At 51.1% G+C, this 24,871-nt stretch carries 20 protein-coding genes; 3 read left to right on the forward strand and 17 right to left on the reverse strand.

Going from position 1 to position 24,871, the window contains the following annotated elements:
- Window positions 1-101: 101 nt before the first annotated feature.
- A complete protein-coding gene (locus SY83_RS19960; protein ID WP_082882647.1) occupies window positions 102-959 on the forward strand; it encodes an AraC family transcriptional regulator in 858 nt (285 codons plus the stop codon).
- Here SY83_RS19960 and SY83_RS19965 read toward each other — a convergent pair.
- The 8 genes from SY83_RS19965 to SY83_RS20000 form a co-directional block, all read right to left on the reverse strand.
- Window positions 954-2,615, reverse strand: a complete 1,662-nt coding sequence (locus SY83_RS19965; RefSeq protein ID WP_068609749.1) for a response regulator — start codon at window positions 2,613-2,615, stop codon at window positions 954-956. The genes SY83_RS19960 and SY83_RS19965 overlap by 6 nt on opposite strands.
- On the reverse strand, window positions 2,593-4,422 hold the full coding sequence (locus SY83_RS19970) for a cache domain-containing sensor histidine kinase (protein ID WP_068609752.1): 1,830 nt from the start codon (window positions 4,420-4,422) through the stop codon (window positions 2,593-2,595). Before SY83_RS19970 ends, SY83_RS19965 begins: the two co-directional genes overlap by 23 nt.
- Window positions 4,423-4,432: 10 nt before the next feature.
- A complete protein-coding gene (locus SY83_RS19975) occupies window positions 4,433-5,752 on the reverse strand; it encodes an ABC transporter substrate-binding protein (protein ID WP_231891307.1) in 1,320 nt (439 codons plus the stop codon).
- Between the two features lie 19 nt (window positions 5,753-5,771).
- Window positions 5,772-7,427 carry a family 43 glycosylhydrolase gene (locus SY83_RS19980; RefSeq protein ID WP_197479905.1) on the reverse strand — a complete coding sequence of 552 codons (1,656 nt, stop codon included), beginning with the start codon at window positions 7,425-7,427 and terminating at the stop codon, window positions 5,772-5,774.
- A 167-nt stretch (window positions 7,428-7,594) separates the two neighbouring features.
- Window positions 7,595-8,419 carry a carbohydrate ABC transporter permease gene (locus SY83_RS19985; RefSeq protein ID WP_068609754.1) on the reverse strand — a complete coding sequence of 275 codons (825 nt, stop codon included), beginning with the start codon at window positions 8,417-8,419 and terminating at the stop codon, window positions 7,595-7,597.
- Entirely contained in the window at window positions 8,420-9,319 is a 900-nt protein-coding gene (locus SY83_RS19990; RefSeq protein WP_068609756.1) for a carbohydrate ABC transporter permease, read from the reverse strand.
- Window positions 9,320-9,417: 98 nt separating this feature from the next.
- Window positions 9,418-10,713, reverse strand: coding sequence for an ABC transporter substrate-binding protein (locus tag SY83_RS19995; protein WP_231891308.1), 1,296 nt, complete (start codon window positions 10,711-10,713; stop codon window positions 9,418-9,420).
- 198 nt (window positions 10,714-10,911) lie between these two features.
- Window positions 10,912-12,693 (reverse strand): glycoside hydrolase family 2 protein, encoded by a 1,782-nt coding sequence (locus tag SY83_RS20000; protein ID WP_068609757.1) that lies wholly within the window; start codon window positions 12,691-12,693, stop codon window positions 10,912-10,914.
- 161 nt (window positions 12,694-12,854) lie between these two features.
- Between SY83_RS20000 and SY83_RS20005 the strand changes: the two genes are divergently transcribed.
- Together SY83_RS20005 and SY83_RS20010 are read left to right on the forward strand one after the other, a co-directional pair.
- Window positions 12,855-13,793, forward strand: a complete 939-nt coding sequence (locus tag SY83_RS20005; protein WP_068609759.1) for an ArsR/SmtB family transcription factor — start codon at window positions 12,855-12,857, stop codon at window positions 13,791-13,793.
- 67 nt (window positions 13,794-13,860) lie between these two features.
- On the forward strand, window positions 13,861-14,127 hold the full coding sequence (locus tag SY83_RS20010) for a hypothetical protein (RefSeq protein ID WP_068609761.1): 267 nt from the start codon (window positions 13,861-13,863) through the stop codon (window positions 14,125-14,127).
- A 51-nt stretch (window positions 14,128-14,178) separates the two neighbouring features.
- Here SY83_RS20010 and SY83_RS20015 read toward each other — a convergent pair whose 3' ends face one another.
- The 9 genes from SY83_RS20015 to SY83_RS20055 all read right to left on the reverse strand — a co-directional run bounded on the left by SY83_RS20015 (window position 14,179) and on the right by SY83_RS20055 (window position 24,805).
- Window positions 14,179-15,153 (reverse strand): Gfo/Idh/MocA family protein, encoded by a 975-nt coding sequence (locus SY83_RS20015; protein ID WP_068609762.1) that lies wholly within the window; start codon window positions 15,151-15,153, stop codon window positions 14,179-14,181.
- A 125-nt stretch (window positions 15,154-15,278) separates the two neighbouring features.
- Window positions 15,279-16,535 (reverse strand): (Fe-S)-binding protein, encoded by a 1,257-nt coding sequence (locus SY83_RS20020; protein ID WP_082882793.1) that lies wholly within the window; start codon window positions 16,533-16,535, stop codon window positions 15,279-15,281.
- Window positions 16,536-16,602: 67 nt separating this feature from the next.
- Window positions 16,603-18,015 carry an FAD-linked oxidase C-terminal domain-containing protein gene (locus tag SY83_RS20025; protein WP_068609766.1) on the reverse strand — a complete coding sequence of 471 codons (1,413 nt, stop codon included), beginning with the start codon at window positions 18,013-18,015 and terminating at the stop codon, window positions 16,603-16,605.
- A 42-nt stretch (window positions 18,016-18,057) separates the two neighbouring features.
- Window positions 18,058-19,200: an anhydro-N-acetylmuramic acid kinase gene (locus tag SY83_RS20030; protein WP_068611235.1), complete on the reverse strand. Its 1,143-nt coding sequence runs from the start codon at window positions 19,198-19,200 to the stop codon at window positions 18,058-18,060.
- 37 nt (window positions 19,201-19,237) lie between these two features.
- A complete protein-coding gene (gene nagZ, locus SY83_RS20035; RefSeq protein ID WP_068609768.1) occupies window positions 19,238-20,851 on the reverse strand; it encodes a beta-N-acetylhexosaminidase in 1,614 nt (537 codons plus the stop codon).
- Entirely contained in the window at window positions 20,841-21,773 is a 933-nt protein-coding gene (locus tag SY83_RS20040; protein WP_068609770.1) for an N-acetylglucosamine kinase, read from the reverse strand. Before SY83_RS20040 ends, nagZ begins: the two co-directional genes overlap by 11 nt.
- 14 nt (window positions 21,774-21,787) lie before the next feature.
- On the reverse strand, window positions 21,788-22,933 hold the full coding sequence (locus SY83_RS20045) for an exo-beta-N-acetylmuramidase NamZ family protein (protein ID WP_068609772.1): 1,146 nt from the start codon (window positions 22,931-22,933) through the stop codon (window positions 21,788-21,790).
- A gap of 93 nt (window positions 22,934-23,026) precedes the next feature.
- Window positions 23,027-23,887 (reverse strand): carbohydrate ABC transporter permease, encoded by an 861-nt coding sequence (locus SY83_RS20050; RefSeq protein WP_068609774.1) that lies wholly within the window; start codon window positions 23,885-23,887, stop codon window positions 23,027-23,029.
- A 15-nt stretch (window positions 23,888-23,902) separates the two neighbouring features.
- Window positions 23,903-24,805: a carbohydrate ABC transporter permease gene (locus tag SY83_RS20055; protein ID WP_068609776.1), complete on the reverse strand. Its 903-nt coding sequence runs from the start codon at window positions 24,803-24,805 to the stop codon at window positions 23,903-23,905.
- Between the last annotated feature and the right edge of the window lie 66 nt (window positions 24,806-24,871).

Raw genomic sequence — 24,871 nt, forward strand, 5'->3', positions numbered from 1 at the left:
TTAACCTCTTTTCATTATAGGGATGGGGACCGTGTTAATAAAGACCAAATGTTGTAAACTAGGAATATGAGCCTTCAGGCAAGAACCACTATGTACACCAGATGAAAGGTAAGACTATGCATAAACCCACTGCTCGTTTTCTGTTACCTGTTCCGGAACAGCCCATTCCTTTATATTTAGACAGCGCCGGATTCAATGAATTCCAGGAAAGCATCTCCCGTCCGGACGGTTATCCGTGCTACCACTGGCTGCAAACGGTCGCAGGGGCGGGACGCATCCGCATGGAGTCCAACCAGTACATCCTGCCTCCTCAACATGGTTTATTACTGTTGCCGGGCGTTCCGCATCGTTATGAAGCGGTGGACACCGAATGGTCCACCTATTACCTCACCTTTGACGGAGCCATGGTAAACGAAATTGCTAACACAATCGGTCTCAGGTTCTCTTCCATTTATCACTGGCCCGAGGACAGCAGCTTCCGCACCCTGCTTGCATCCGTTGTGGAAAATTGCTCCAAGAATCAGGACATTACCGGCCTTGATCATTCCATGGATGTGTACCGGTTTCTGATTGAACTCAAGAAGCATGGCAAAGTGGACAACCAGCCCTCCCTTCACAGTCTGAAGGAACGCTTGTTGCCTTTGTTGCAATACCTGGATTCCGAATATCGCGACCCGGATGTGGAAATGAGCGACATGGCTCATGTCATGCAGCTTTCCTCAAGACAGCTCAATACGCTGTTTCGCAAAGCGTTCGGGTACACGCCTTACCAATACTTGATCTCATTGCGCCTGCTGAAAGCTAAACAGTTCCTCATTATGGATCGCAATCTTACCGTTGCCAATATTTCGTCAATGGTCGGGTTTCGCGAACCGAGTCATTTCATCTCCACTTTTCGTAAATCCGAAGGGATGACACCGGAAAAATTCAGAGCGATGCACGGAAGCCCGGGGTTATAAACTCCCGGGCTTCTCTGTTATGGCTCTTACATGGTCGCGGTAATGATTCGGCGTCGTGCCTGTTATATTCTTGAACACGCGATTGAAATGCCGGATGTTGCTGAAGCCGGTTCGTTCCGCAATAACGGCAATCTTCTCATTCGAATAAGCTAGCCTCTTCTTGGCATCATCCACACGCATGTCGGTCCAGTATTCCACGAATGATTTCCCCGTGCGTTGTTTAAACAGCGTGCTGAAGTATGCCGGATTCAAATATACTTGGTCCGCCACTTCTTTAAGGGTTACCGGTTCCTGGTAGTGCCGGGCCAAATATTCAATCGCTTTATGAATCGGATCGTTATCGGTTTTTCCGTGACTCTCCGCCACACAGCGGGTCAACTGACCGAGCGTTTCTCTGCATGCGTCAATCAGCTCTGATCTGGCGGTAATCGCACAGATCTCGAACAGTAAAGCTTGAATATTCTTCTCGCCCAACCACTGCTTCCCGATACCCAGTTTCTCGGCAAGTTCATAATAATACAACAACAATTTACAAATTTGTTGTTGTATGACCTCGGGATTTTTCGCGTGTTGACATAATTCCGTGATGACCTGTTGGACTCTTCTTTCCGTTTCTTCCGTTTTCCCTTCATGAATGGACGCTTCTAATGATTCCCAGGACCACGGTTTCACTTCCGGTGCCAGCTCCTCCTTCATCGCCGTAGAATCATAACGCAGAACCCGGTCGCCTCCCAGAATCAGTCGGTATAACAGCGCGATCTTGGCTTCATTAAACGACCTTGAAATGTCATGGATTCCCTGAACCGTCCGTCCGATGCCGATCGTTACTGTCAGACTGGACAAGGAAATCATTCGCCTGCGAATTCCCTCGGCCAGTTCCGAGACCATGTCCTCCGATGAATGAATCTCTTGCAGGTTCAGCAGGGCGACAACTTCCGTCTCCGACAGGATAAAGCAGAACCCCGTCGTTCGTTGGTTTAGCAGTTCCTGCACAACCTGTTGAATATACAGCTGAAATAAGGAGGGATCCGCTTGGTTGTAGCGGTCTTGATGCACCGAGTCTTTATCCAGTTTAATGATCATGCAGGAGAAGAAAGGAAGATCCAAGTGGACTCCGATACGATCCAATAGTTCCATATCGCGTTCTGTGACATATCCGCGGAGCAAGCCTGTCACCAGATGCTCGCTTGCATGCTGACGCATCTGCTTCTCGTCTTTAGGCTGGGCTTGCGTTTCCGGATCAATACCCGCATGCCTTGTCCCGGACGTTCTCGTCTCCTGCAACAATTCCTGCTTTAACTTCCCCAAGGTATTAAACAATTCTTCCCGTTCCACCGGTTTCATTAAATAGTCCCGCACACCGTTGCGCAATGACTGTTGCATATAGCTGAAGTCATCATATCCGCTCAGAACAATGATTAACACTTCAGGAAATCGTTCTTTTACGATTTGCTGAAGCTGTACGCCGTCCATTCTAGGCATACGAATATCGGTTAATACCACGTCCGGCCGACGTTCCTCCACCATCTGCAGCGCTTCATACCCGTCGGCGGCTTCGCCAACGATTTCCCATTCGAGGCCCAGAGAAGAGTTAATCATTAAGCTCAACCCTTTACGAAATATAGCCTCATCATCAACGATCAGAATGCGATGCATCTGTCGGCACCTCCTTTCTATCCCTGTATGGATGCTTAGCAGGCATAGTAACCGTCACTTTCATGCCCTGATAAGGCATGCTCTCAAACGTAAGCCCGTACGGTTCACCATAATGCAGCCGGATCCGGCGGTGAACGTTTAACAGTCCGTTTCCTGTCGTTTCGCCCAGTTCCTTCTGTGTCAAACGCATGCGCAACTGTTCCAGCTCCTGAATAGGCATCCCTATGCCGTCATCCGCCACAGTTATAATGAGTCTTTCGTCAATTTCCTGGCAGGTTAAGCGGATGGCACCGATGCCAACACCCTTATCCAGTCCGTGATTAATCGCATTCTCGACGAGAGGCTGGATCATCAGCGGGATGACCTGGCAGTCCAACACTTGATCGCCGGCTTCAAGCTCGAAGGAAATCCGATCTTGGTACCTCATCTTCTGAATGGTCATATACCCTTTCACATGCCCGATTTCGTCCTTTAACGTTACGATTTCTTTACGCCCGCTAAGCGAATATCTTAACAGCCGGCTTAGGTTATTGGCCATCGTGACAATTTCACGGTTCCCTTCCACTTCGGCGTACATGGATATAGATCCTAACGTGTTATAGAGAAAATGAGGGTTAATTTTGCTTTGCAACGCCGCAATCTGCGCATCTTTTTCCCTGATTTCGGTTTCGTACAACAGATAGCCGAGCTCGTTCAATTGAGATACCATTAGATTAAAAGCATTTCCCAGCTGGCCTACCTCGTCCCCGCTTTTTACCGGAAAGGATACTTTTAACTCCCCGTGCTCCACCTTCCGCATCAACGAACGCAATTTTCGTAAGGGCATCGTAATCCGGAAAGCGATTACCACCGTTAAGAGCACGGCCAGACTTATACATAACGTTCCGATCAAAAGAATAAAGTTACGTACGACAACACTGTCTTTCGTCAACTCCGTAACCGGGACTACCCCCACCGTTGTCCATTCCGTTACTTCTGAGTTGATATGCGCCACTAACAAGCTTTGACCGCCGATGTTTTTGTGAGCAACCCCTTCACCCCGGGTATCTTTCAGCGCAAGCTCCGGGTAGACCTCGGTCCTCTCTTTGCGTATGACCAAATCACCGGCACGGTCCGCGATATATAGAGATTCTTTACTGCCCAGACTCACTTGAGAGAGGATGTTCCTTACAGCCGTCGGATCAATATCAATGACGATATAACCCAGAGTCTTTCCGCTGTCAAAATTACGCAATTCTCTCGCAATCGAGAATACTTTATAGACGGAACCGCTGGTCGATTTCACTTCATGTGTCGTGATGAACGTCGGCTTGCCGAATCGGCCTTTAGCCTGCTCCAACCACTCGGTATTGTCATCCAGCTTATAGGTTGTAATGTATTGACTTTCGGGCAAAACCACGTAAGAGGCTCCCCGTTCTCCATAAAGAGACACCCCCATAATATCGACGCGACCGTTCAGAAACACCTTGGAAACAAAGTTGTTTAACTGCTCAATCTCCTCTAGAGCCAATGGTTCTCCTTCCTTGCGGTCCGAACCCAGGTATTCCAGAATTTCTTGATATTGGTAAGGCATCAGCGACAACCGGTTCAGTTCATTCATATACGTATCAATATTTAAAGTGACTTGCTTTAACGCCTGCAATTGATAACGCCCAACCTGCGCTTCCAACTTATCCGAGAAAGAGGAGAAGGCGACTACGCCGGTTATACCAAGCGGCAGCACAATCAACGCGATATTAATGACAATGAGCTTGCGGGCCAGCTCCAGATCTTTAAACCATTGGCGTAATCCGCCCCTTCGTCTCATAGTAACCACCTTACTTCAAGAGCTCCAAATTGATGAGTTTTACCGCTTTCTGCAACGTCTCTTCCGGCGTCTGCTGTGCGTAGATCATCTTCTCGAATTGTCGGATCATCAGCTCAACCAGCGCCCACTGTTTCGTGTGTTTAGGCCAGTACGCGACCGTATTGGCTGCTGCGGCGTAATCGCTCCGATATTTCAGTTCCTGAAAGGATGCTTCTTGCAACACCGAAGTTCGGCTCGGAACATGGCCCGCTTCTGACCATTTGGCGCCGTGATCAATCATCCAACGTGTAAAAATCATCGAAGCATCTCGTTTGGCCTCAGATATTTCATGACGCGCGGGCAAAGCCAACGTATGAGAATCCCCCCATGAAGCAGGCTTATCATATAGTGTCGGTAAGGGAACCACACCGAAATCCAGCTCTTCCACATGTTCCAGCGCGCCTGTAGCCCACATTCCGGTTATAAACACCGCTGCCTTGCCGTCATAAAACTGCTTGAACGCATCATTAATCCCTGCTGGAACCAAGCCTGTTCTGTACAAGTCATTCACATAATGCAGCGCGGTTTCAGCAGCTTTGTTATCGATGATCGCTTTCGTTCCTTCCGGATTAAAGAATACTCCCCCGCCTTGAATCTGATTGTACAGACTCCACCACAGCCAGACGGAATCGATCCGAGTGCTCGGTTGCGTTAATGGCGCCACGTCGGCCGGAACGTTTTGCTTAATCTTCTTCAAAAAAGCTGTGAATCCCTGAGTACCGGGGGCAATCACAGGTTTACCCCCGGCGTCCAGTACTCCCGCTTGTTTTAGATACGATTTGTTATAATACATGACTAACGCATGGGTATCCAGTGGAACGGCATAGGGCTTACCGTTAAATTCAGTTGATTTGCGAACCGCTTGGCCAAACTGATCCCAGCTTAACCCGACCTGCCTAGCGGGTTCGGTCAGTTCCTCTATATATCCGTTCTGAACAAATTGCGGCAAACTGGAAGCGTGGATCACGGCCACATCCGGGGCATTGCCCGACAAGATGGCGGTCCGCAGCCTGGAATAATAATCGTCCAACCGCGAATTCCGTTGCACCACCTGAATTCCCTGATGCTCTTTGTTAAATTGATCCACCATCTGCGTCATGAATAAATTGTCTCCGCCACTGAAGGGTGTCCAGTAGTCCAGACGCACTTCTTGTTGCGGTTCGGGCAGAGAATCCCGGGGCTCTCCGTCTTGTTGTTCACATCCTGCCAGAACCGTTACTGAAACACACAACACAAACAACATTATTTTGACACTATACTTCATATGATTTAATCCCGATAAGGCAATCATACCCGCGCCTCCCTCGGCTTTATTTACTCACATCCATATAATCCATATGAACGGAGTGTTTGGCATGTTCAAGTATAATCTCGTTCGGACCGGAGTTCAATTCAACTTCCAATTCATGGATAAGGTGCTGGTTCCGCTTTGTACTCTGCAAATTAAGTTCATAGTCTTTACCGTTAACTGAAACCTGCACATTAGCTTTCCCTCCGGAACTATTGGCGGCTGCAATGCGGAGTACATATGTCCCTGCAACAGGTACGCATACGTTGCTGAAGTTTATAGATGATGCTTTATCTGCCGGCAAGACCGCAATACCCGTGCCCGAAGCATAAGGATTTTCCTCCGTCTCCGCGTCTCCCTTGCCTTGAGCATCCTCGGCTTCGTACCTTGGAAATTCGACAGCTTCAACCTTTACGCCGGCAGGCAATCCATCCAGTATGAGGTCATTCAAACCATTGCCCATCTTCACCGAGACATAAGCGAAGCCCTTACCGTCCGTCTCAACGGAAGGTAACGACACTTGGGCAAAAGGCTGATCTTGAATACCAACATTCAATAAGGCATCTTTGCCCGTGTTGTTCGTGTAATGGATCAGCGTGGATATATTCGTTTCCACGGACGAAGGAACAGATTCGATTACAAGGGTTTCAGGCGATTCCTCTTGCGCAACCGGACGATACAAGCCTGTGCCGGATGGTACATGAATCGCGGTACGCAGTGACAAAGGTTCTCCAAATAAAGGATTCCCATTCTCATCCCATGTTACTTTCGCCGCTCTCGCTTTACGGTTGTTCCAGCCGTCGTCCTCCCTGCTTGTAGCGTGATACACGATCCATAGCTCCCTCCCGTCAGGAGATGACGTGAATGAATTATGGCCGGGTCCGTACACGCTTGCTTTCGCATTCATGGTCATCAGCGGCTTCTCTGCCTTGACCCAATCGGCGGCTGACAGCGGATCGCCGTTTTCTTTCAGGCTGAGCATACCCAAGCTGTAATAGGGGGTCCAACTGCCTGCACCGGAATAGACGATATGCACCCGGTCTTCATGATGAAGAATGGATTGCCCTTCCTGGATAAACGGCGGTCCTCCTGCCTGTTCCCAATCCATATCAGGCGTTGATAAGCGCACCCGCTCGCCGCTGATGGTTAAAGGATCGCTCATAGGCGCGATATAGGTGTTCTGTCGCTCATTCACGTCACCCTCCCATCCAGACCATACAAAATACAGCTTCTCCTTATATTCCATCACCAACCCGTCAATGGCCCATTTATCGCTGGCATCCCCAATCTGACCTTTAAACGTGTAAGCTCCCATCGGATCTTCGGTGTCGGCTTGCAGCGCGAACATGCGGTGATTTTCATTTAATCCGTCGTCGGCAGCGAAGTAAATATACCATTTCCCTTGAATCCATTGAATTTCCGGCGCCCAAAGCTCAGCAGAATAGGCTGTTCCCACATCGGGGAGCCAGACGATTTTCCGCTGTGCCTGCTTAAAGTCGATCGTTCTTGATTTCAGCACCATAATGTCCGTTCCGTTATGCGTGAAGGTCATATAATAATAGCCGTCTTTATAAACCACACTCGGATCCGGCGTATCCATGGGGCTGAGCGTATTCTTGAACGTCCCTCCGTGTCCGTTATACTCGCTTTGTGCAGCACCGGTCTCTTGATTGTTCATATATGAAAACCCCCAGATTATAATAGAAATTAACAATGCGGCACCAAGCGTAATCATTACTATTTTGCGTACAGAAGATGTCATGGCAGGCTCCTTAATCGTTCCTTTGGAATACGGCAGAAAGAGACCCAAAGGTCTCTTCAAGGCAACATATACGAATACAGAAATTACTTCACACCGGCTTGCGTAATCGCTTTAACGAAGGAGCGCTGCCCCACGATGAACACGATCATAACCGGTAACGTAGCAATCACAGTCATCGACATCAACTTACCATAGGCTTGCGTATAACTTCCTTGGGCCATCATGGCGATCCCCGCTGTAATCGTCCGCATCTCGGGAGATGTAGTTGCATAGAGCGGCCACACGAAATCGTTATAAATACTCATAAATGTGAAGATTCCCAAAGTAACCATGATGGAAACGGATGCGGGCAACAGAATTCGGGAATAAATATGCCACTTGTTCGCACCGTCGATCCGCGCGGCTTCCTCAATCTCTTTTGGAAACGAGGAGAAGAACTGATAAAGCAGGAACACGCCGAAAGCCCCCGCCGAATAGGGCAAAATCAAAGCATAATACGTATTGATCCAACCGAGCGAGTTAAACTCCATATACATGGGCAAGAAAGTTAGAATTCCAGGGATCATCATAGATCCGACGAAAACAGAGAACAGCACTTTGCGTAAAGGCAAATCATGAAGTCTGGCTAAAGCATAGGACGCCATGGAGCTGAACAGCAGAACGATACCGGTCCCCGCCAAACCTACAAACAGCGAGTTGGTAATCCAGCGCACAATCGGCACGTTCATTAACTCTCCGTTTAAACCTTCAATATAGTTATCCAGCGTCGGCTTCTTCGGGATGAAATTCATCTGTCCGGCCAGGGCTTCAAAGTCATTCTTGAAGGAGGTCGAGAGCATCCAGATCAACGGCATCAAAAACAGGATGGCAATAAACACCGCCAGGAGTGTAAGCACGAACTTTCTCATTTAAGCACCCTCCTTCCGGCCGTAAGCCAACCGATATTGAATGACAGAAACAATCATAATCAAGATCGCCATCAGAATCGCCATCGCTGAAGCGGAACCGATTTCCTTGCCTTTAAACGCCTGATCAAGGACATTCATCAACAGCACCTTCGTGCTGTCTCCCGGCCCGCCGCGGGTCAACAGAAACGGCTGCGCATAAACATTAAATGAAGCAATCGTGGATGTAATGAGAATGAACAGCATGACCGGACGAATCGAGGGCAAGGTGATGCTTGTGAATTTATGCCAAGCGTTCGCTCCGTCGATTGAGGCCGCTTCATAATAATCCTCTGGCACTTCATTTAATGCGTTGATGAAGATAACCATATTAAAACCGATGGTCCACCACAGGGTGGTCATGACAAGAGATACCCACACCCATGGCAATCCCGTCAGCCACGGCACGGGGTCCATGCCCCATTTGGCCAGTAAAGTATTAAGGAATCCCGCATTTGTATCGAACATCATCAACCAGATGACAGCCATAACGGAACCGGAGATCGCGTAAGGCATGAAGTAAAAGGTTCTGAACAAACCGCGAACGCGGCCCGGAAGCTGATTAACCAGCATCGCCAGCGCTAATCCGACCAATACCAGCAGGGGAACTGAATATAAGACGAATTGAATAGTGGTCCATAAGCCTTTGAAAAACTGTTGGTTTAAGTAGGAGCCGGGCGTGAAAATTTTGACATAATGAGCCAAGCCTACAAACTCGTGGTTTTCCGACAGGAGTTCAAAATTATGAAGGGATATATACACACCGTACAGAATCGGGAACAACAAGAATGCGCAAAAACAGATGAAATACGGAAGAACGAATAAGGAAGAAGTCAATTTGGATTGCCATGTGCTCTTTAACATCGGAAACCTCCATTCTTTATGAAAAATGCAGAAGAACGGAAAGCCGTTCCCGGCCTCCACGTTCTTCCCTTGATCATGCTGCCGTCAGGAGGCGGCTTTTACTTCTTCATCGCCTGTCTGGATTTCGCTGCCGCGTCGTCCATCGCCTTTTGAGCATCCTTCTTACCCAGTAACGCGCTGCTCAGCTCGCCCCAGATCGGATCGGAGATCGTAGCCCAGTTCAATACATTCGGAGCGAACTGAACGTGGTCGAACGACTTGGCTACATTGCTCTGTATTTCCAACGCTTTGAATTCTTCGCTTTCCAGCATCGCTTTGGAAGCTACCGCTTGACCGGAAGCTGCCCAATCCATCGAATTGGAAGCCACATATTTCAGGAAGTCGCCGATACCCGCAACCACATTAGCGTCCGTTACAGTCTTCGGCACGACAAAGTTATGCGAACCTGCGAAAACCGCTTGCTTGGCTTTACCGATTTGCGGAACCGGCGCCACACCGTAGTTTAAGCCCGCTTCGTCAAATTGGCCTTTCATCCAAGGGCCGTTGAACTGAATCGCGTTCTTGCCTTGCAGGAAGAGTGTGTTTTCGCCGTCTTGCTGAACATCTCCCGGGGATACGCCTTTCTCGACCAATCCGCGCAACCACTGCACCATCTCCACAGCTTCAGGAGAATTGTAAGCTACATCTGTGCCGTTCCAAAGCTCTCCGCCATTCTGCCACACCAGTGTCGGGAAGATGAATTGTTGCGGCCACAGTGTCGGCAATACATAACCGTAAACGCCTTTGCTTTTGTCCGTTAATTTTTCTACGGCTGCTTCAAATTCCGCACGGTTCGTCGGCGCCGCCGTAATGCCGGCTTTCTCAAACAAATCTTTGTTGTAGTACATCACCAGCGGATGGACATCCAGCGGAATACCGTACCACTTACCCTCGATTGTTGCGTATTTCACCGGAGCATCTACATAATCTTCTTTCTTCACGCCTGCGGTCGCGGCCAATTCATCCATCGGATTCAGCTGACCTTTGTTAACGTAAGTAGGAATCTGATCGACGTGCATAACCGCTAATTCCGGACTTTCTTTACCTGTGCTCAGCGCTACGTCCAATTGCTTGTAGTACTCGCCGTTTGGTTGCACGACCATCTTCAGCTTGTATTGATCTTGTGATGAGTTGTACTTTTCCACAATCTTCTTCATGAACTCGCCGTCCGCACCAGAGAACGGAGTCCAGAACAAGATATCGGTTTTGCCTTTACCTCCGCTTGCGGCTGTATTTCCTGAAGCCTCATTGCCTCCGTTGTTGCCGCCGTTCGCGTTTCCGCAACCTGTGACGATCACCAGACATAACACAATGAAAGCCATTGCTACACTTTTGAACCCTTTGCTCATGCGCATGTACAATCCCCCGTTTGTTTCATTATAGTTAGAATAAGAAGGTTGCCTTCTGTTTATTATTCTAGCGGGGCGCAAGCTTCCATCCCATGTCGCTTTTTTGGATGAGATGGACATATTTTTGGATATGCCAAACTTATACGTTCCGCTGCTTCCCAAAAAAATAGCGATGCACCTAAGTGCACCGCTGCCTCTCGAACTTTATTTCCCTTCGTTAATCGCTTTGATCACTTCTAACGGAATCTTCGGCTGTCTGTCGTACGTCAGCAACCCGTTGATCTCCTGTTCCACATCCGTAAGTTGTGTGTAGCAATAACCTTGCACGACACCGGAGTAAATCATCGGGTGAATGACATTTCGCAGCTTCTCTTCAAAGTCTTCATCGCTGGAAGCTCCGGAGTAGCCCCAGCCTTCCCAATCGCTTTTCTTGTAGGCGATACCGCCGAATTCGGTAACCATCACAGGCTGACCGTCATAATCATAACCTTCCACGCTTAATCTTCGATTCGCGGGCATTGCGGATACAGCTTTCTCTACCGTGCTATAGCGATCTTCCAACACTTCTTTTCTCCACTCATAATCATGAATATTGAACAAGTCCGTCTTGACCATCTCCCAGCCGTCATTCGATACGACCAGACGGGTAGGATCCAATGATTTAGTCAGATGATACATGGCAAGCGCATGTTGCTGCTGCTCCTGATCGACTTGTATATTCGGTACGCCCCAGCTCTCGTTTAACGGTACCCAAACCGCGATACAAGGATGATTGAAATCCCGGTCCATCGCTTCCTGCCATTCCTTCGTAAATCTGCGGACATATTCCTGCGAATAATCATAAGCATTTGCCGCTTCCCCCCACACAAGCAAGCCGAGCTTGTCACACCAGTACATAAAGCGAGGGTCCTCCACCTTCTGATGCTTTCTCGCGCCGTTAAAGCCCATTTCCTTCATCAGTTCAACATCCCGCTTGATAGCTTCGTCACTTGGAGGCGTCAGGTTCCCATCGGGGAAATAACCTTGATCCAGCACCATTTTCAACAGATAAGGACGGTTATTCAAGTTAAATTTTCCGCTCTCCAACGAAATCTTCCGCATGCCGAAGTAACTTGTCACACGATCCGTTTCTTGTCCGTCAACGGTCACTACGTACTCTACATCATATAAATTCGGACGCTCCGGCGACCAGAAACGATCCATAGAATGGTCGTTTAAGCCCACCAAGGATACGGTACGGGATTGTTCAGGAACATTCACCCGGTAGGTATCTTGCGTAATTTCTTTCCCTGCAAATGAGATGGTAACCCGCAGTTGAACATTCCTTGTTGTTCGTTCTTCCAACCCGTTCATAAACGTGCGGATCGAAATTTCATTCTTATCGATATCCGAAATGTACTTTACTTTGCCCAAATGAACCGGAGACACCGCCTCGAGCCACACCGATTGCCAAATGCCTGTGGTTCGGGTATAGAAGATGGAACGGGATTTCTCTTCCCAGAACTGCTTGCCTCGAGGCAGAAAGACATCCTTGCCGTAATCTACCGCTTTAACAACAATCGTATTGTCTCCTTCGACAAGCGCGTTTGTAATATCCGCTTGAAACGGCGTATGCCCGCCTTCGTGCGCGGCCACAAGCTCCCCGTTAACCCAGACGCTCGCTTCGTAATCCACCGCACCGAAGTGAATGATGGTTCTCTTCCCGTTAAAGGTCTCAGGCAGATTCACTTGCCGACGGTACCAAACCACATCATGAAAGGATGGATCGGCAATGCCGCTTAGTTCACTCTCAAATGTAAACGGCACCTGAATCTTCTTCGTGAAAGCTTTATCGCGCTTATGCCATTTCTCGGCATCGCCTGTACGTTGGTCGTCGAATTCAAATTCCCACTCCCCGTTCAGGCACAACCAGGCATCCCGGTGTAATTGGGGACGGGGGTATTCACTTCGGGGTAATGTTGCTGTTTCTGGTAAAATAACTGACATGAGTATAACCTCCATTAGTTAACTTATAAATTTATTATATAACGTCATGATTACTTTATGGCCTTATTTTAAGTGTATAACACAAAAACGTCAACAACTAAGTTGATTAGTTAACCTTTAGGTTATATAATGGATATACGATGAGAAGGTGAGGTCTAATTTTGAACATACAAGTCAGTACTAAGCATATGTCTCTGCTCGAATGTTTTTCATCCGAAACGCGGGTGCGTATTATAGAGTTGTTAAATTCCAAATCCATGAATATTAAGGAGCTGGCGGAACAACTGAATGTCTCCTCGGCCATCATTACCAAACATATACAGAAGCTCGAAGAGGCAGGCATTCTGCGAACACATAACGCGGCAGGTGTCCGCGGGACCCAGAAAATCTGTTCATTGGCACTGGATTCGCTGACTTTACAGCTTCGCACATCAGCCGCCGTTCCCGAACCATTGAAATATACAGTTGAAATACCCATCGGCCAATACGCGGATTACCTCGTACAGCCCACTTGCGGCCTGGTCTCAGAGTCTAAAGTCATCGGTATGTTCGATGATCCCCGTTATTTTTCTGATCCTGAGCGGATGACGGCGGCTCATTTATGGTTCGGCAGCGGATACGTGGAGTACCGTGTTCCCAACTATCTGCACAGCGGGCAAAAGCCGCGTCATCTGGAGTTTTCATTCGAGATTTGTTCCGAAGCGCCTAGTTATAATGAAAATTGGCCGTCAGACATCACCTTTTATGTAAATGAAGTGGAACTTGGCATGTGGACATGTCCCGGCGACTTCGGCAGCAAACGAGGTATATTTACGCCAAGATGGTGGGATATCGGGACCCAACACGGGTTGTTGAAGACCTTGTCCGTTCAGCAAGACGGCACTTACCTCGACGGCGTGAAGCTTTCGGAGAAAGGGTTGAATCACTTGCCCCTGCGTTACGGGGAGGATATCCGTTTACGGTTGGCGTCACTGGAATCTTCGCGCCATTGCGGGGGCATGAACCTCTTCGGCAAAGGTTTTGGCAATTACGATCAAGATATCGTCGTCACTATACATTATGAGGAAACCGACGGAGTATCCCGACCTATTGTTTCCTAATGCCCGGTTAGGTGTATATCCTTTGTAGAACAACTATAAGTTTAGTCTATACAAAGGAGCGGTCATCATGAAGATTACAGGAAAGCTTTCAACTGTCGCGTTAACGGTTGCTCTTGCTATTGGTCTAGCCGGCTGCGGCAGTAACGACGAGAATGTAGTGGACACGCCTCAAGGCAATGCAAGTGAACCGGGCAGTAACCCTGGTGTGAATTCCGGAGGAACGGATGACAAAGGCTTGCAATCGGGAACTGACGGCAAGACAGATGCCAATTCGGGTAAATCAACGGACCAAAAATCAGACAGTGCGGATCGCACAGGCGATACTGCCAACTAACATAAACAAACATCCCGCTCATCGAAATGAGCGGGATGTTTGTTGTTAAGACTATATTTGAATGGGTTTCCCGGTTCTTGCCGATTCCGTCGCGGCCACGGTAATCTCCTGAGAACGCAAAGCGTCTTCGTAGCTTGAGCAAATGCCGGATGGATCACCTGTGCGCACGGCGTGAATAAATATTTCATTTTCAAGTTCATATGGATTCGCTTCATCTTTGGAAACCTGCACGTCATTCCCGCTGGTGATGGTTTTTAACTCCGACATCGTCCAATCCAACACACCGTCGGCTGTGTAAAATTTCAAGCCGGTATCAAACATTCCATCAGGTAGTATACAAGTATTGGACAGATTCGCGATCGCGCCGCTTGCAAGCTTGAGTGTTACCGTTCCGACATCCGCCACACTGACATCATCATACTTGCGATGCATTTCCCGCTGAGCGAACGAAGCGTACACTTCCGTCGCCTCACCCGCCACATACCGCATCAAATCAACCAAATGAGTCGTTTGCTCCACAAATTGTCCGCCCGAGAGTTCCTGCTTGGGCCACCAGGCATTATTAACAAACGAGCCCATCCAAGCTCCTGTAACCATGCCTAATCCTGACTGTTCAATGGATTCTCGCATCTGCTTCACGGTTTCCCGATACCTCAAATGATATCCTACGGAAGTGATGACCGGTCGCAGCTTTAGTTGTTCAACGATGGACCGAGGCGTTTCAATTCCGGTATGCAAAGGCTTCTCCACCAGAAAAGGGATGCCGCGTTCAATCAATAGAGATTCCATATCGCCATGCGCATAAGGCGGTACACACAGATAGACCGCATCCAGCTTTTCGGCATCCAACATGTCCAGGAACGAATCGTAGGTGCGCATACCTGAGAATTGTGCCGCGAACGCCTCAGCTTTCGCTGCGGAGGTACCGCATACCGCTGCAACGGAAACGCCGTCCATCTTCGAAAGAATTTCAGCATGCACCTTACCGAACCAACCCGTTCCAGCCAATCCTACCTTCATGCTCATAACTATATCCCCCCATATTAAACCTGTTAATTACAAATGAATTCCATGGTTAAGAGTATAGTATATTTACGACGGCTCTTAAAGCGAAACTTATTTCACTAAATCCCCATTTCTTCGCTAACCCTTCACCGCACCAAGCGGTCATACAGAAAATCGGCGATATGTAAGGCCTCCATTTGGCCGCTGCAGCCATGCTTCTCAATCCCGAGCTTCATTTGCAGATGGCAGCCCGGGTTGCTGGTGACCACATACCTGACGCCGGCCGCGTTCACGTTCTCCATCTTATGCTCCAGGATTTGATTCGACATCTCCGGCTGGGTCATGTTATAGATGCCTGCCGAACCGCAGCAGGAGCCGGCATCCTTCATTTCTACATAAGCGCCGCCGGCTGCTTGCTGCAACAGCTGACGCGGCGCTTGTCCGCCTTTCATGACGTTGCGCAGGTGGCAGGAATCCTGATAGGTGACACGAGCCGTCCCTTGGTCTTGCGGTAAAGCCGCGTATTGCAGCGGCCGCCCCTTTTCCGCCAGGATTGTGCTGATATCTTTCACCCGTTTGGCGAACCAGATCGCCTGATCATGCCATTCCGGCTCCTCATGAAGCAGGTGGTCGTATTCCACCAGAATCGCCCCGCAGCCTCCCGCATTCGAGACGATGAAATCCACACCGGCCTCCTGAAATGCACGAATGTTGTGCTTGGCCAGTTCCTTCGCCTGCTCCTTCTCCCCGCTGTGCGCATGGAGAGCGCCGCAGCAGTTCTGGGCTTCGGGAATAACGACATCGAAACCCGCTTCGGACAACAACTCCACTGTTTTCCGGTTCGTTTCCGTGAACATCACATCCATTAAACAGCCCCGGAACATACCAACCGTTCCATGCTTCTCTCCTTTGGCAGCAACCCGCGTCCCCATTATTTCGACAATTCCTTTGCCCGAAGCGTCGGGCAGGATTCTCTCCATGGAAGCGAGCTGACTGGAAAACATCCCGACCGCATTGGTCTTCCGAATCAACGTCTGGACGCCCGATTTCTTATACACGTTCATTGCCGCACCCAGCAGGCGCATCCGGTGTTGATGGGGGAACAGCTGTTTGAACACAGCTTTTCGCACGCCTTTCACCCACCAGCGGTGCTGCGTCGTATGCAGCTCCACCGCCTCGCGGGCCTGTTCGATCAGCTGGCCGTACTTGACGTCCGCCGGACAGGCCGGTTCGCATGCACGGCAGCCCAGGCAGTGATTCATCTGCTCTTCGAACATGACGTTCGGCTCCATCAGACCGTCCACCGCCGCCTTCATCAGCGAAATCCGCCCGCGCGGCGACTCAGCCTCCACTCCCGTTTCTTTGAAGGTCGGGCAGGCGGGCAGGCAGAACCCGCACCGCATGCAGTTGGTCAGCTGCTCGTAATCGAGCTTAGCCTGCAGAGTCTCCCGAAGTGCCGCCGTTCCTCCTTTAGCCACGCTCAATCACCACCCTGCGCCTGGACTCTTTCGCAAACATTTTGCCCGGATTCAGCAGATTGTGCGGGTCGAACGCCTCTTTAATGGCCTCCATCACTTGAATGCCGGGACCGCCCACTTTCCATTCCAGGTAAGGAGCCTTCACCATGCCTACACCATGCTCACCCGTAATCGTACCGCCCAGCCGGATTGCGGCTTCGAAAATATCCTCAAAAGCCGCCTCCACCCGGTGTACCTCTTCCAGATCCCTCGCATCGGTCGTGGCTGTCGGATGCAGGTTTCCGTCGCCCGCATGGCCGAACGTACAAATCTGTACGTTGTGCTTTTCAGCGATCCGGTTGATCTCCAGCACCATCTCGGCGATTTTGGAGCGCGGCACCGTTGCATCCTCCAGTATCGTAGTTGGACGCAGCCTGGCCAGTGCCGTAAACGCGCTCCGTCTTGCCGTCAGCAGCTTAAGCGCTTCCTCCGGCGTCTCCGCGATGCTGATCCTTGCAGCCTGTTCTTCCCGGCAAATCCCGGAAATCTTCGCGATATCCCGCTCGACCATTTCCGGTTCGCCGTCCTGCTCGATCAGCAGGATAGCCGCCATATCCAGCGGCAGTCCGAGCTTCGCGAAATCATCCACGACCCGGATCGTCGGATTGTCCATAATCTCCAGCGTCGCCGGAATGATCCGGTTTTCGATAATGCTGGATACCGTCCGGGCGGCTCCGTAAATGTCCGTGTACATGGCGAGCATCGTCTTTTTGGCCTTAGGAGGGGGAATCAGCTTTAACGTCGCTTCGGTAATGACCGCCAATGTCCCTTCGGAGCCTATTAACAGCTTTGTCAGGTCATAGCCCGCCACATCCTTCATCAGCTTCCCGCCCGTCCGCAGAATCTGCCCATCAGCGAGCACGCACTCCAGCCCCAGCACGTAATCTTTGGTCGTTCCGTATTTCAAGCCGCGGAGTCCGCCGGAGCATTCCGCGATATTTCCGCCGATTGTGGAGATCGCCATACTGCTAGGATCCGGAGGGTAGAACAGCCCTAGCCCCTCGATATGCTCAATAAACTGCTTTGTGATGATTCCCGGCTGAACGGTGGCAGTTAAATTCTGCGTATCCACTTCCACAATCGCATTCATCCGGTGCATCACCATCACGACACCGCCGTGAACAGGCACCGTGCCGCCGCATAAATTCGTTCCTGACCCCCGGCTGACGAGCGGAATCCGGTGCTCGTGAAGCACTTTCATGATAGCGGATACCTCAGCCGTATTCCGGGGATAGATTACCCCGTCAGGCAGCGACTGCAGCATGGGCGTCCCGTCGTAAGAATGCGTCACCAGCGACTGCGCATCGTCTTTGAAATAAGCATCGCCCACGATCCCGCGGAGCAAATGTTTCACATTACTGTCCATCTTGGTCCTTCTCCTTTATGCCAAAGGTTCCTGCTGCAACTCCTACCACGGCAAAGCCAGCTTTCCCATCACCGTCGGCCGTTGCGCCCCTGTCGCGGAGGTCAGGTTGTTAGGCACACCTTGAATATAATGATCCGCAAAGATAGCGAAAGCGACCGCTTCCTTCCCATCCGCACTTATGCCCGCCTGATCCGAGGTCATCACCCTCAGCTCGGGGAGCTCGTCGGCCAGCATGTTCATCAACGTTTCGTTATGAGCGCCTCCGCCGGAAACCAGCACTTCCTCAATCCTTGTATCAGGCAAAATAAAGTCGCGGTAACTCCGGGCAATCGTTCGTGCCGTAAAAGCAGTAAATGTAGCCATGATATCGGCCGCAGGCAAACTGTCCGAAAGCGCACGCAGGATCCACCCGGATGCGTAATCCTTGCCGAACTCCTCACGGCCGGTCGTTTTTACAGGATGCTTGGACAGGTATGGATGCTCCATCATTTCAGCCAGCAGACGTTCGTCCACTCGGCCTTCGGATGCCCACGCGCCTCCCTGGTCATAGGCCAGCTGTCCCCCGCTTAACTCATAGGCCGCCTGATCAATGATCATATTGCCAGGTCCCGTGTCAAAAGCGATCATTCGCTCCGGACCGGCGCCTGCCGGGATCGACGCGCAATTGCTGATGCCGCCTATATTTTGCAGTATTCTGCCCTTGTCCTTGTGCCGGAACATAATGTAATCGGCATACGGCGTAAGCGGGGCCCCCTGACCGCCGACCGCCATATCCGCCGGGCGGAAATCCCCCACGGTCAGCACCCCTGTCGCCTTGGCCAGCACAGACAAATCCCCGATTTGCAGCGTGGATTTCGGACGGAAGGAATCCTGCGGGTCCGCGTACGGCATATGCCAGATCGTCTGCCCGTGCGAGCTGACCAGATCAATATCAGCCATGGACAGTCCCGCCTGCCGGACAGCCTCTTTCACCGCATTCGCCCAATTTTGAGCCAAGTAAAAACTCATCCCGCTGATCGCAGGTGAGCTGGAATGCTGCTCCGAGCACAGTTCTTTCAACTTCTCCCGGAGCTCTTCTGTGTAAGGAAGAGACAAGAAATGAAGCAATTCCACTCTGGAGTCAATGCCTTGCCCTTCGATGCGGACTACAGCGGCGTCGATACCGTCAAGGGAAGTGCCGGACATCAGCCCGACGATGACCCTGGACGGCTTCTGAAGCAGGTTATCGAACAAAGGAAGTCACTCCCCACCCTGCAGGATACGACTCGCCAATCGTAACAGGCAGCTTCCCTTGAGGGACCAATGCGCCTGACATCAGCTTGGCTGCGCTCTGTAAAGCCAGCGGGCGGCTTTCATACAGGCATACATACGCAGGCACGTCCGCATAAGCCTGCAAATCGTAAGGATTCCGCAGTGCGGCTACGACAGGCTGTTTGCCCAGAGCCAGCAATGCGCGGACGAGCGAAACCTGATCCGGGTGCAAATGGGCATTGTAAGTCCCCACAACGATTTGCTCATACCAGCCAGCTTCTTTAAGCATTTCTTGGGTCAGCTCGCCGGCCTTCGTCAGCGGAATTACCCTCTCCCGCACATCAATTCCTTCTGCAGCCAGGGCGCTTCCCAGTGTGGCGCGTTCCCCATAGGACTCATCTACCAGCGAAACCGCCGCAGGCTCTACGGTAAGAACGAGCGTTGGCTTAGCAGCGAGCGGCAGCAGTCCTGCCGTATCCTTCACAAGCGTGATGCTAGCTTCGCTGAAGCGTTCCGCCGCGGAGCGGTGTTCCGGCGTGTTCACGATCCGGCTGAAATCACCCGGCTCCGCAGCGAGGGCCCGTTTGGCCTTCAAAGCCAGCAGCCGCTCTACCGATTGGTCGATGCGCTCCTCGCTGATGCGACCGCTGCGAACAGCCTCGACGAGCGCGGCGGCCGCCCCCGCCTGAAGCTCAAGCGAATGGCTGATCAGTACGAGATCCGCCCCGGCTTCCACAGCCATGACCGCCGCATGCACGGTTCCGTAATGATCCGCAATGGCCTTCATCTCCATGCAATCCGTCATAATAACGCCGGCAAAACCAAGTTCCTCGCGCAGCAAACCGGTCAGCACCCGGTGCGACAAGGTCACCGGAACGCCGCTGTCATCAAAGGCCGGGAACCGGATATGCGCCGACATCACGGAGTCGACACCCGCTTCGACAGCCTTTATAAACGGAACCAGCTCAACCGAACGGATCCGCTCGCTGCTGTGTGTGATCACAGGCAAATCCAGGTGTGAATCAATATGCGTGTCTCCATGTCCAGGGAAATGTTTGGCCGTAGCCACAACATTCGCATCTTGATATCCGCGCAGTGTCTGCACTCCCAGCTCCGCTACCCGGTCAGGCTGTTCCCCGAATGAGCGTACCCCGATAACCGGGTTCATCGCATTGACGTTAATGTCCAGGTCCGGCGCAAAATTCAAGTTGATTCCAAGCGCGCGAAGCTCGGTTCCGCTGATCTTGGCCGATTCGTACGCCGCTTCCGCGGACCCGCCCGCCGCCAGCGCCATCGCGCCCGGCATAAGCGCAACTCCCTCCGTAATTCGGGCAACCATACCGCCCTCCTGGTCGATGGAAATCCACAGGGGCGGCTGTCCCGCTTCGGCGGCCATCAGCTGCAAATCCCGGCTTAAAGCCGCAACTTGTGCAGGGTGCCGCACATTGCGGGCAAAGTAAATGACCCCGCCCATATGATGATCCTTAATCATCGTCCGCACATGTTCCGCGGGTTCCGTTCCTTCAAAACCGCCGAGAATCATCTGCCCGATTTTTTGTTCCAACGTCCAACGGCTAAACTCCATCTGTCATTCCTCCCTGTCTTGTCCAGGCCATGAGCGCTGCACCGCCGGAAGCATCCTTCGCCGGCATGCCGCAATGCAGATGCGGATAATGACGGCTTAACAGCTGAACAAATGTTTCCCTGATATATGAATTGTTCAACAGCACACTTCCGGTCATTGCTAAGCGCCCCTGTTGCAAAGTAAGCTTCTCCGTTACGGGTACGGTCAACTCATACAATGACTGTGCGCTTCTTGCTGCAATCCCCAGCGCCGTTTCATCCCCCGAATCGCAGGCGGTCGTCAAGAGCGGTGCCAACGCAGCTATATCTTTCTTATGCCTGTGCTTGTCATATACAAAGCCGATGACCTCTTTAACCGTATTCAGCTCAAGCTGTTCATAAACGAGCCGGCTGATCGCGGTAGCCTGGATACGTCCGTCTTCATGCCTAACCAGCGCGGACAGCAATTCCCTCCCGATGCTGTATCCGCTTCCCTCATCGTCGATAAGATGCCCGAATCCGCCGGACCGGTGCGACACACCGGCTCCGTTCCGGCCGTAACAGATCGAACCGGTTCCTGCGACCAGAATGATGCCGGGTCTCCCCTCATGCGCGCCGTACAAGGCGGCTTCCTGATCGCCGACGATCAGCAGCTTCCCTGGATAGCCGCAAGCTCGCACGTCCTCTTCCAATCGGGGAATAACGTCCGGATTGCTGACGCCGGCCGCCCCGATAACTACCTGCGCACAATGCTCGAGACCGCCGGTACATTCCGCCATGACGGCGAAAAGCTCCCCAAGGTTTCCGCGGACCGTTTCCGCATCCATTCCGTTATAATTAATACCCCCGGACGTAATCGTCCGGACGATATTCCCATTATCATCCATAAGGGTTACCGCGGTTTTCGTTCCCCCGCCGTCCAGACCTGCCACATAGCTGCTCATAAGCGCACATCCTTTTAATACATATGATACTGCTCTTTCATCACTGCGAACGTCCGGCTCTCGTCCCGAAACCGCTCCAACAACCCGGACACATCTACATCAGGCTCCCTCAACATCCGATCCCCTGCAAGTAAATCGATGAAATGCCTTGAGCCTTCTTTCACCGGCGGAAGGAAGGCAAACTCCTCATAATTCCGCTTCACCGTAAGCAGCAGCTCCACCCCGGTCTCCACCGGCCGGAACAACCGCCGGTCCAGTACATGCAGCTGCACCCCGCGGCACAGCTCCCCTTGAAACTTGGAGAAAGAAGGACGGAAATACACAGGGCGGAACACCACGCCCGGCAATTCCTTCCGATTCATCTCCCTTGCCAGTTTCTCCGCATCCAGGAACGGCGCGCCGATCATTTCGAATGGCGCCGTCGTGCCTCTTCCTTCGGACAGATTCGTCCCTTCAAACAGACAAGTTCCGGGGTACACTAAAGCCGTATCGAACCTGGGAATGCCCATAGACGGCATAATCCAGTGCAGGCCCGTATCCGGGAACTGCATCGTCCTCTCCCAACCTTGGCAGCGGACAATATTCAGGTTCGCCCGCCAGTTCATTCGGTCGTTGACCAAGCAGGCGATTTCGCCCGCTGTCAGGCCGTACCGCATAGTGAGCGGATATCCGCCTAAAAACGACTTATATTCCGGCTTCAGCAAGTTCCCCTCCACCGTCACCCCGCCCAGCGGATTAATCCGGTCCAGCACGACAAACTCCTTACCCGCCGAAGCGCAGTCCTCCAACGCGTTCAGCATCGTATAAATAAACGTATAATACCGGGTCCCTACATCCTGGATGTCATATACGACCATATCCACTTCATCCAACATCTGCGCCGTCAGCCGCTTGGAGTCCTTGCGGTATAAACTGTGCACAGGCACGCCGGTCATGGGATCCAGATACGAATCTATAACTGCCCCGGCGCCTTGATCCCCGCGCACCCCATGCTCCGGAGAGAATAGGGCCGCCAAATGAAATCTCTCATTCAGGATGTCAATCGTGGATACAAACTCCCTGTTCAACCCGGTTGGCACGGTAATTAAGCCCAGACGCTTCCCCTTGAACAAATGGGTATACTGCCCGATATGATCGACTCCGTTGCTGACTTTACCCATGGCTGCCTCCCGCCTCTTGCCAAAATGACTGCGACAAGCCCCTTGTCACAGTCATTCCTATTTTGCAACTATTCAATTGCTTCATCTAAACGCTTAGCCTTTAACCGCTCCTACCGTCACACCCTCAAGGAAGTACTTCTGCAGGCTGAAGAACAGAATGAACATCGGCAAAGCTGAAATCGCAGCGCCCGCCATCATCGGAGCGATGTACGTGGTGTTGGCGAAGCGGAAGTTTTTCAATCCGACCTGAATCGTCTGCATTTCCATAGAGTTCGTGATCAGAAGCGGCCAGAAGAACGTATTCCAGCTGTCCATGAACGTCAGAATTGCCATAACGGCCAGCACGGTTTTGGATAACGGAAGAATGATTTTCATATAAATGGTGAACTGATTGCACCCTTCCATCTTGGCGCTTTCCAGAATTTCATTCGGAATACTGCTCATAAATTGTTTGGCAAGGAAGATGTTATACACCGTAACAATCCCCGGCAATATAAGAGCTCTGTACGTATTTTGAAGTTCAAAAATATTGACCATCAGAATATACAGCGGAACCTGTGTTACCTGATACGGAATCATCATGGAGACAAGCAGGATGCCGAACAGCACATTTTTGCCCCGAAACTTCAATTTGGAAAACGCAAACCCCGCCATGCTCGCGAACACTACGTTGGAAACCGTAACCGCAACCGCTACGACTAACGAGTTCAGAATCCAACGGTATGAATACTCACTGTATTCAAAGAAGAATTTGAACGAAGCCAGCGTAAACTTACTGGGAAAAATGGAGTAACTGACCGCGCCGGCTTCCACCGGATCGCCGAGAGCCGAGACAACCATGAAATAAATCGGAAAGATCGTGGCCAGAGCGAATAAAAGCAATGCAGTGAAAATAATCGCATTCCGTGTAAAGCGGACCCGGGGTCTTCCGGTGTGATTGCTGTATAATGCCATATGGAATCCCCCTTCTTAATACTCGACGTTCTTACCGGCGTATTTAAACTGGATAAACGAAATGATGGCGATCACGAATGCCAGAACGAGCGACTGGGCCGCGGCTTTACCGAACTCGAAATAAGTAAACGCATTGTTGAAAATCAGCAAACCTACCATCGTCGTTGCATTGTCCGGTCCGCCGCCCGTCATAAGGTAAGCGTTCTGGAACACCTGGAATGATCCGATGACACCGGTTACCAACAGGAACAGCGTTGCCGGTCTCAAGCTTGGAATGACGATATGCCACACCTTCTGCACAAAGTTCGCGCCGTCCAGCTCCGCCGCCTCATAGTAGGTCTCGTCGATGCCCAGCAAGCCCGCGAGGTAAATGATGATGCTGGTGCCGTGGCTGGAAAGCCAGGACATCAACACCAGAGAGAACATGGACGTACTGCTGGAACCAAGCCAGTTCTGGCTCGGAATTCCGAAAAACTGAAAAACCTGATTAAGAATCCCTCCTGGTAGAGCGTCAAAAATCCACAGCCATACGACGGACAGAGCGACACCCGACGCCACAACAGGCAAATAGTAAACGGCTTTAAAAAACGATTGTGTTTTCTTGCTGAACGGCAGCACCATAATGGCGATCGCAAACGAGATGAACAGGTTTACGGGTACTGTGAGTATCGTATAAACGACCGTGTTCTTCATGGATTTCCAAAAGAGGGCGTCCTTTAACGTAGCCGTGTAATTGTCCAATCCGATATACGTGGAACCAAGAGGCTTATATTTCTGCAAACTGATAATAAATGCACTCACAAAAGGGTAGGCGGTAAACATGGCGAAAGTGGTCAGCGCCACTGCAATAAACAGATAACCCCAGACACCGTCCGATTCCAGCTTGTTTCTCTTCCTTACTTTACTAAGCGTATTCATCATGTCTTACCCCGTTTCGATCACTCGGTATTGTGAGGTAAAAAGTTCGGATAGCCGCTCAGCGTA

Source organism: Paenibacillus swuensis (assembly GCF_001644605.1).
GTDB lineage: Bacteria > Bacillota > Bacilli > Paenibacillales > DY6 > Paenibacillus_N > Paenibacillus_N swuensis.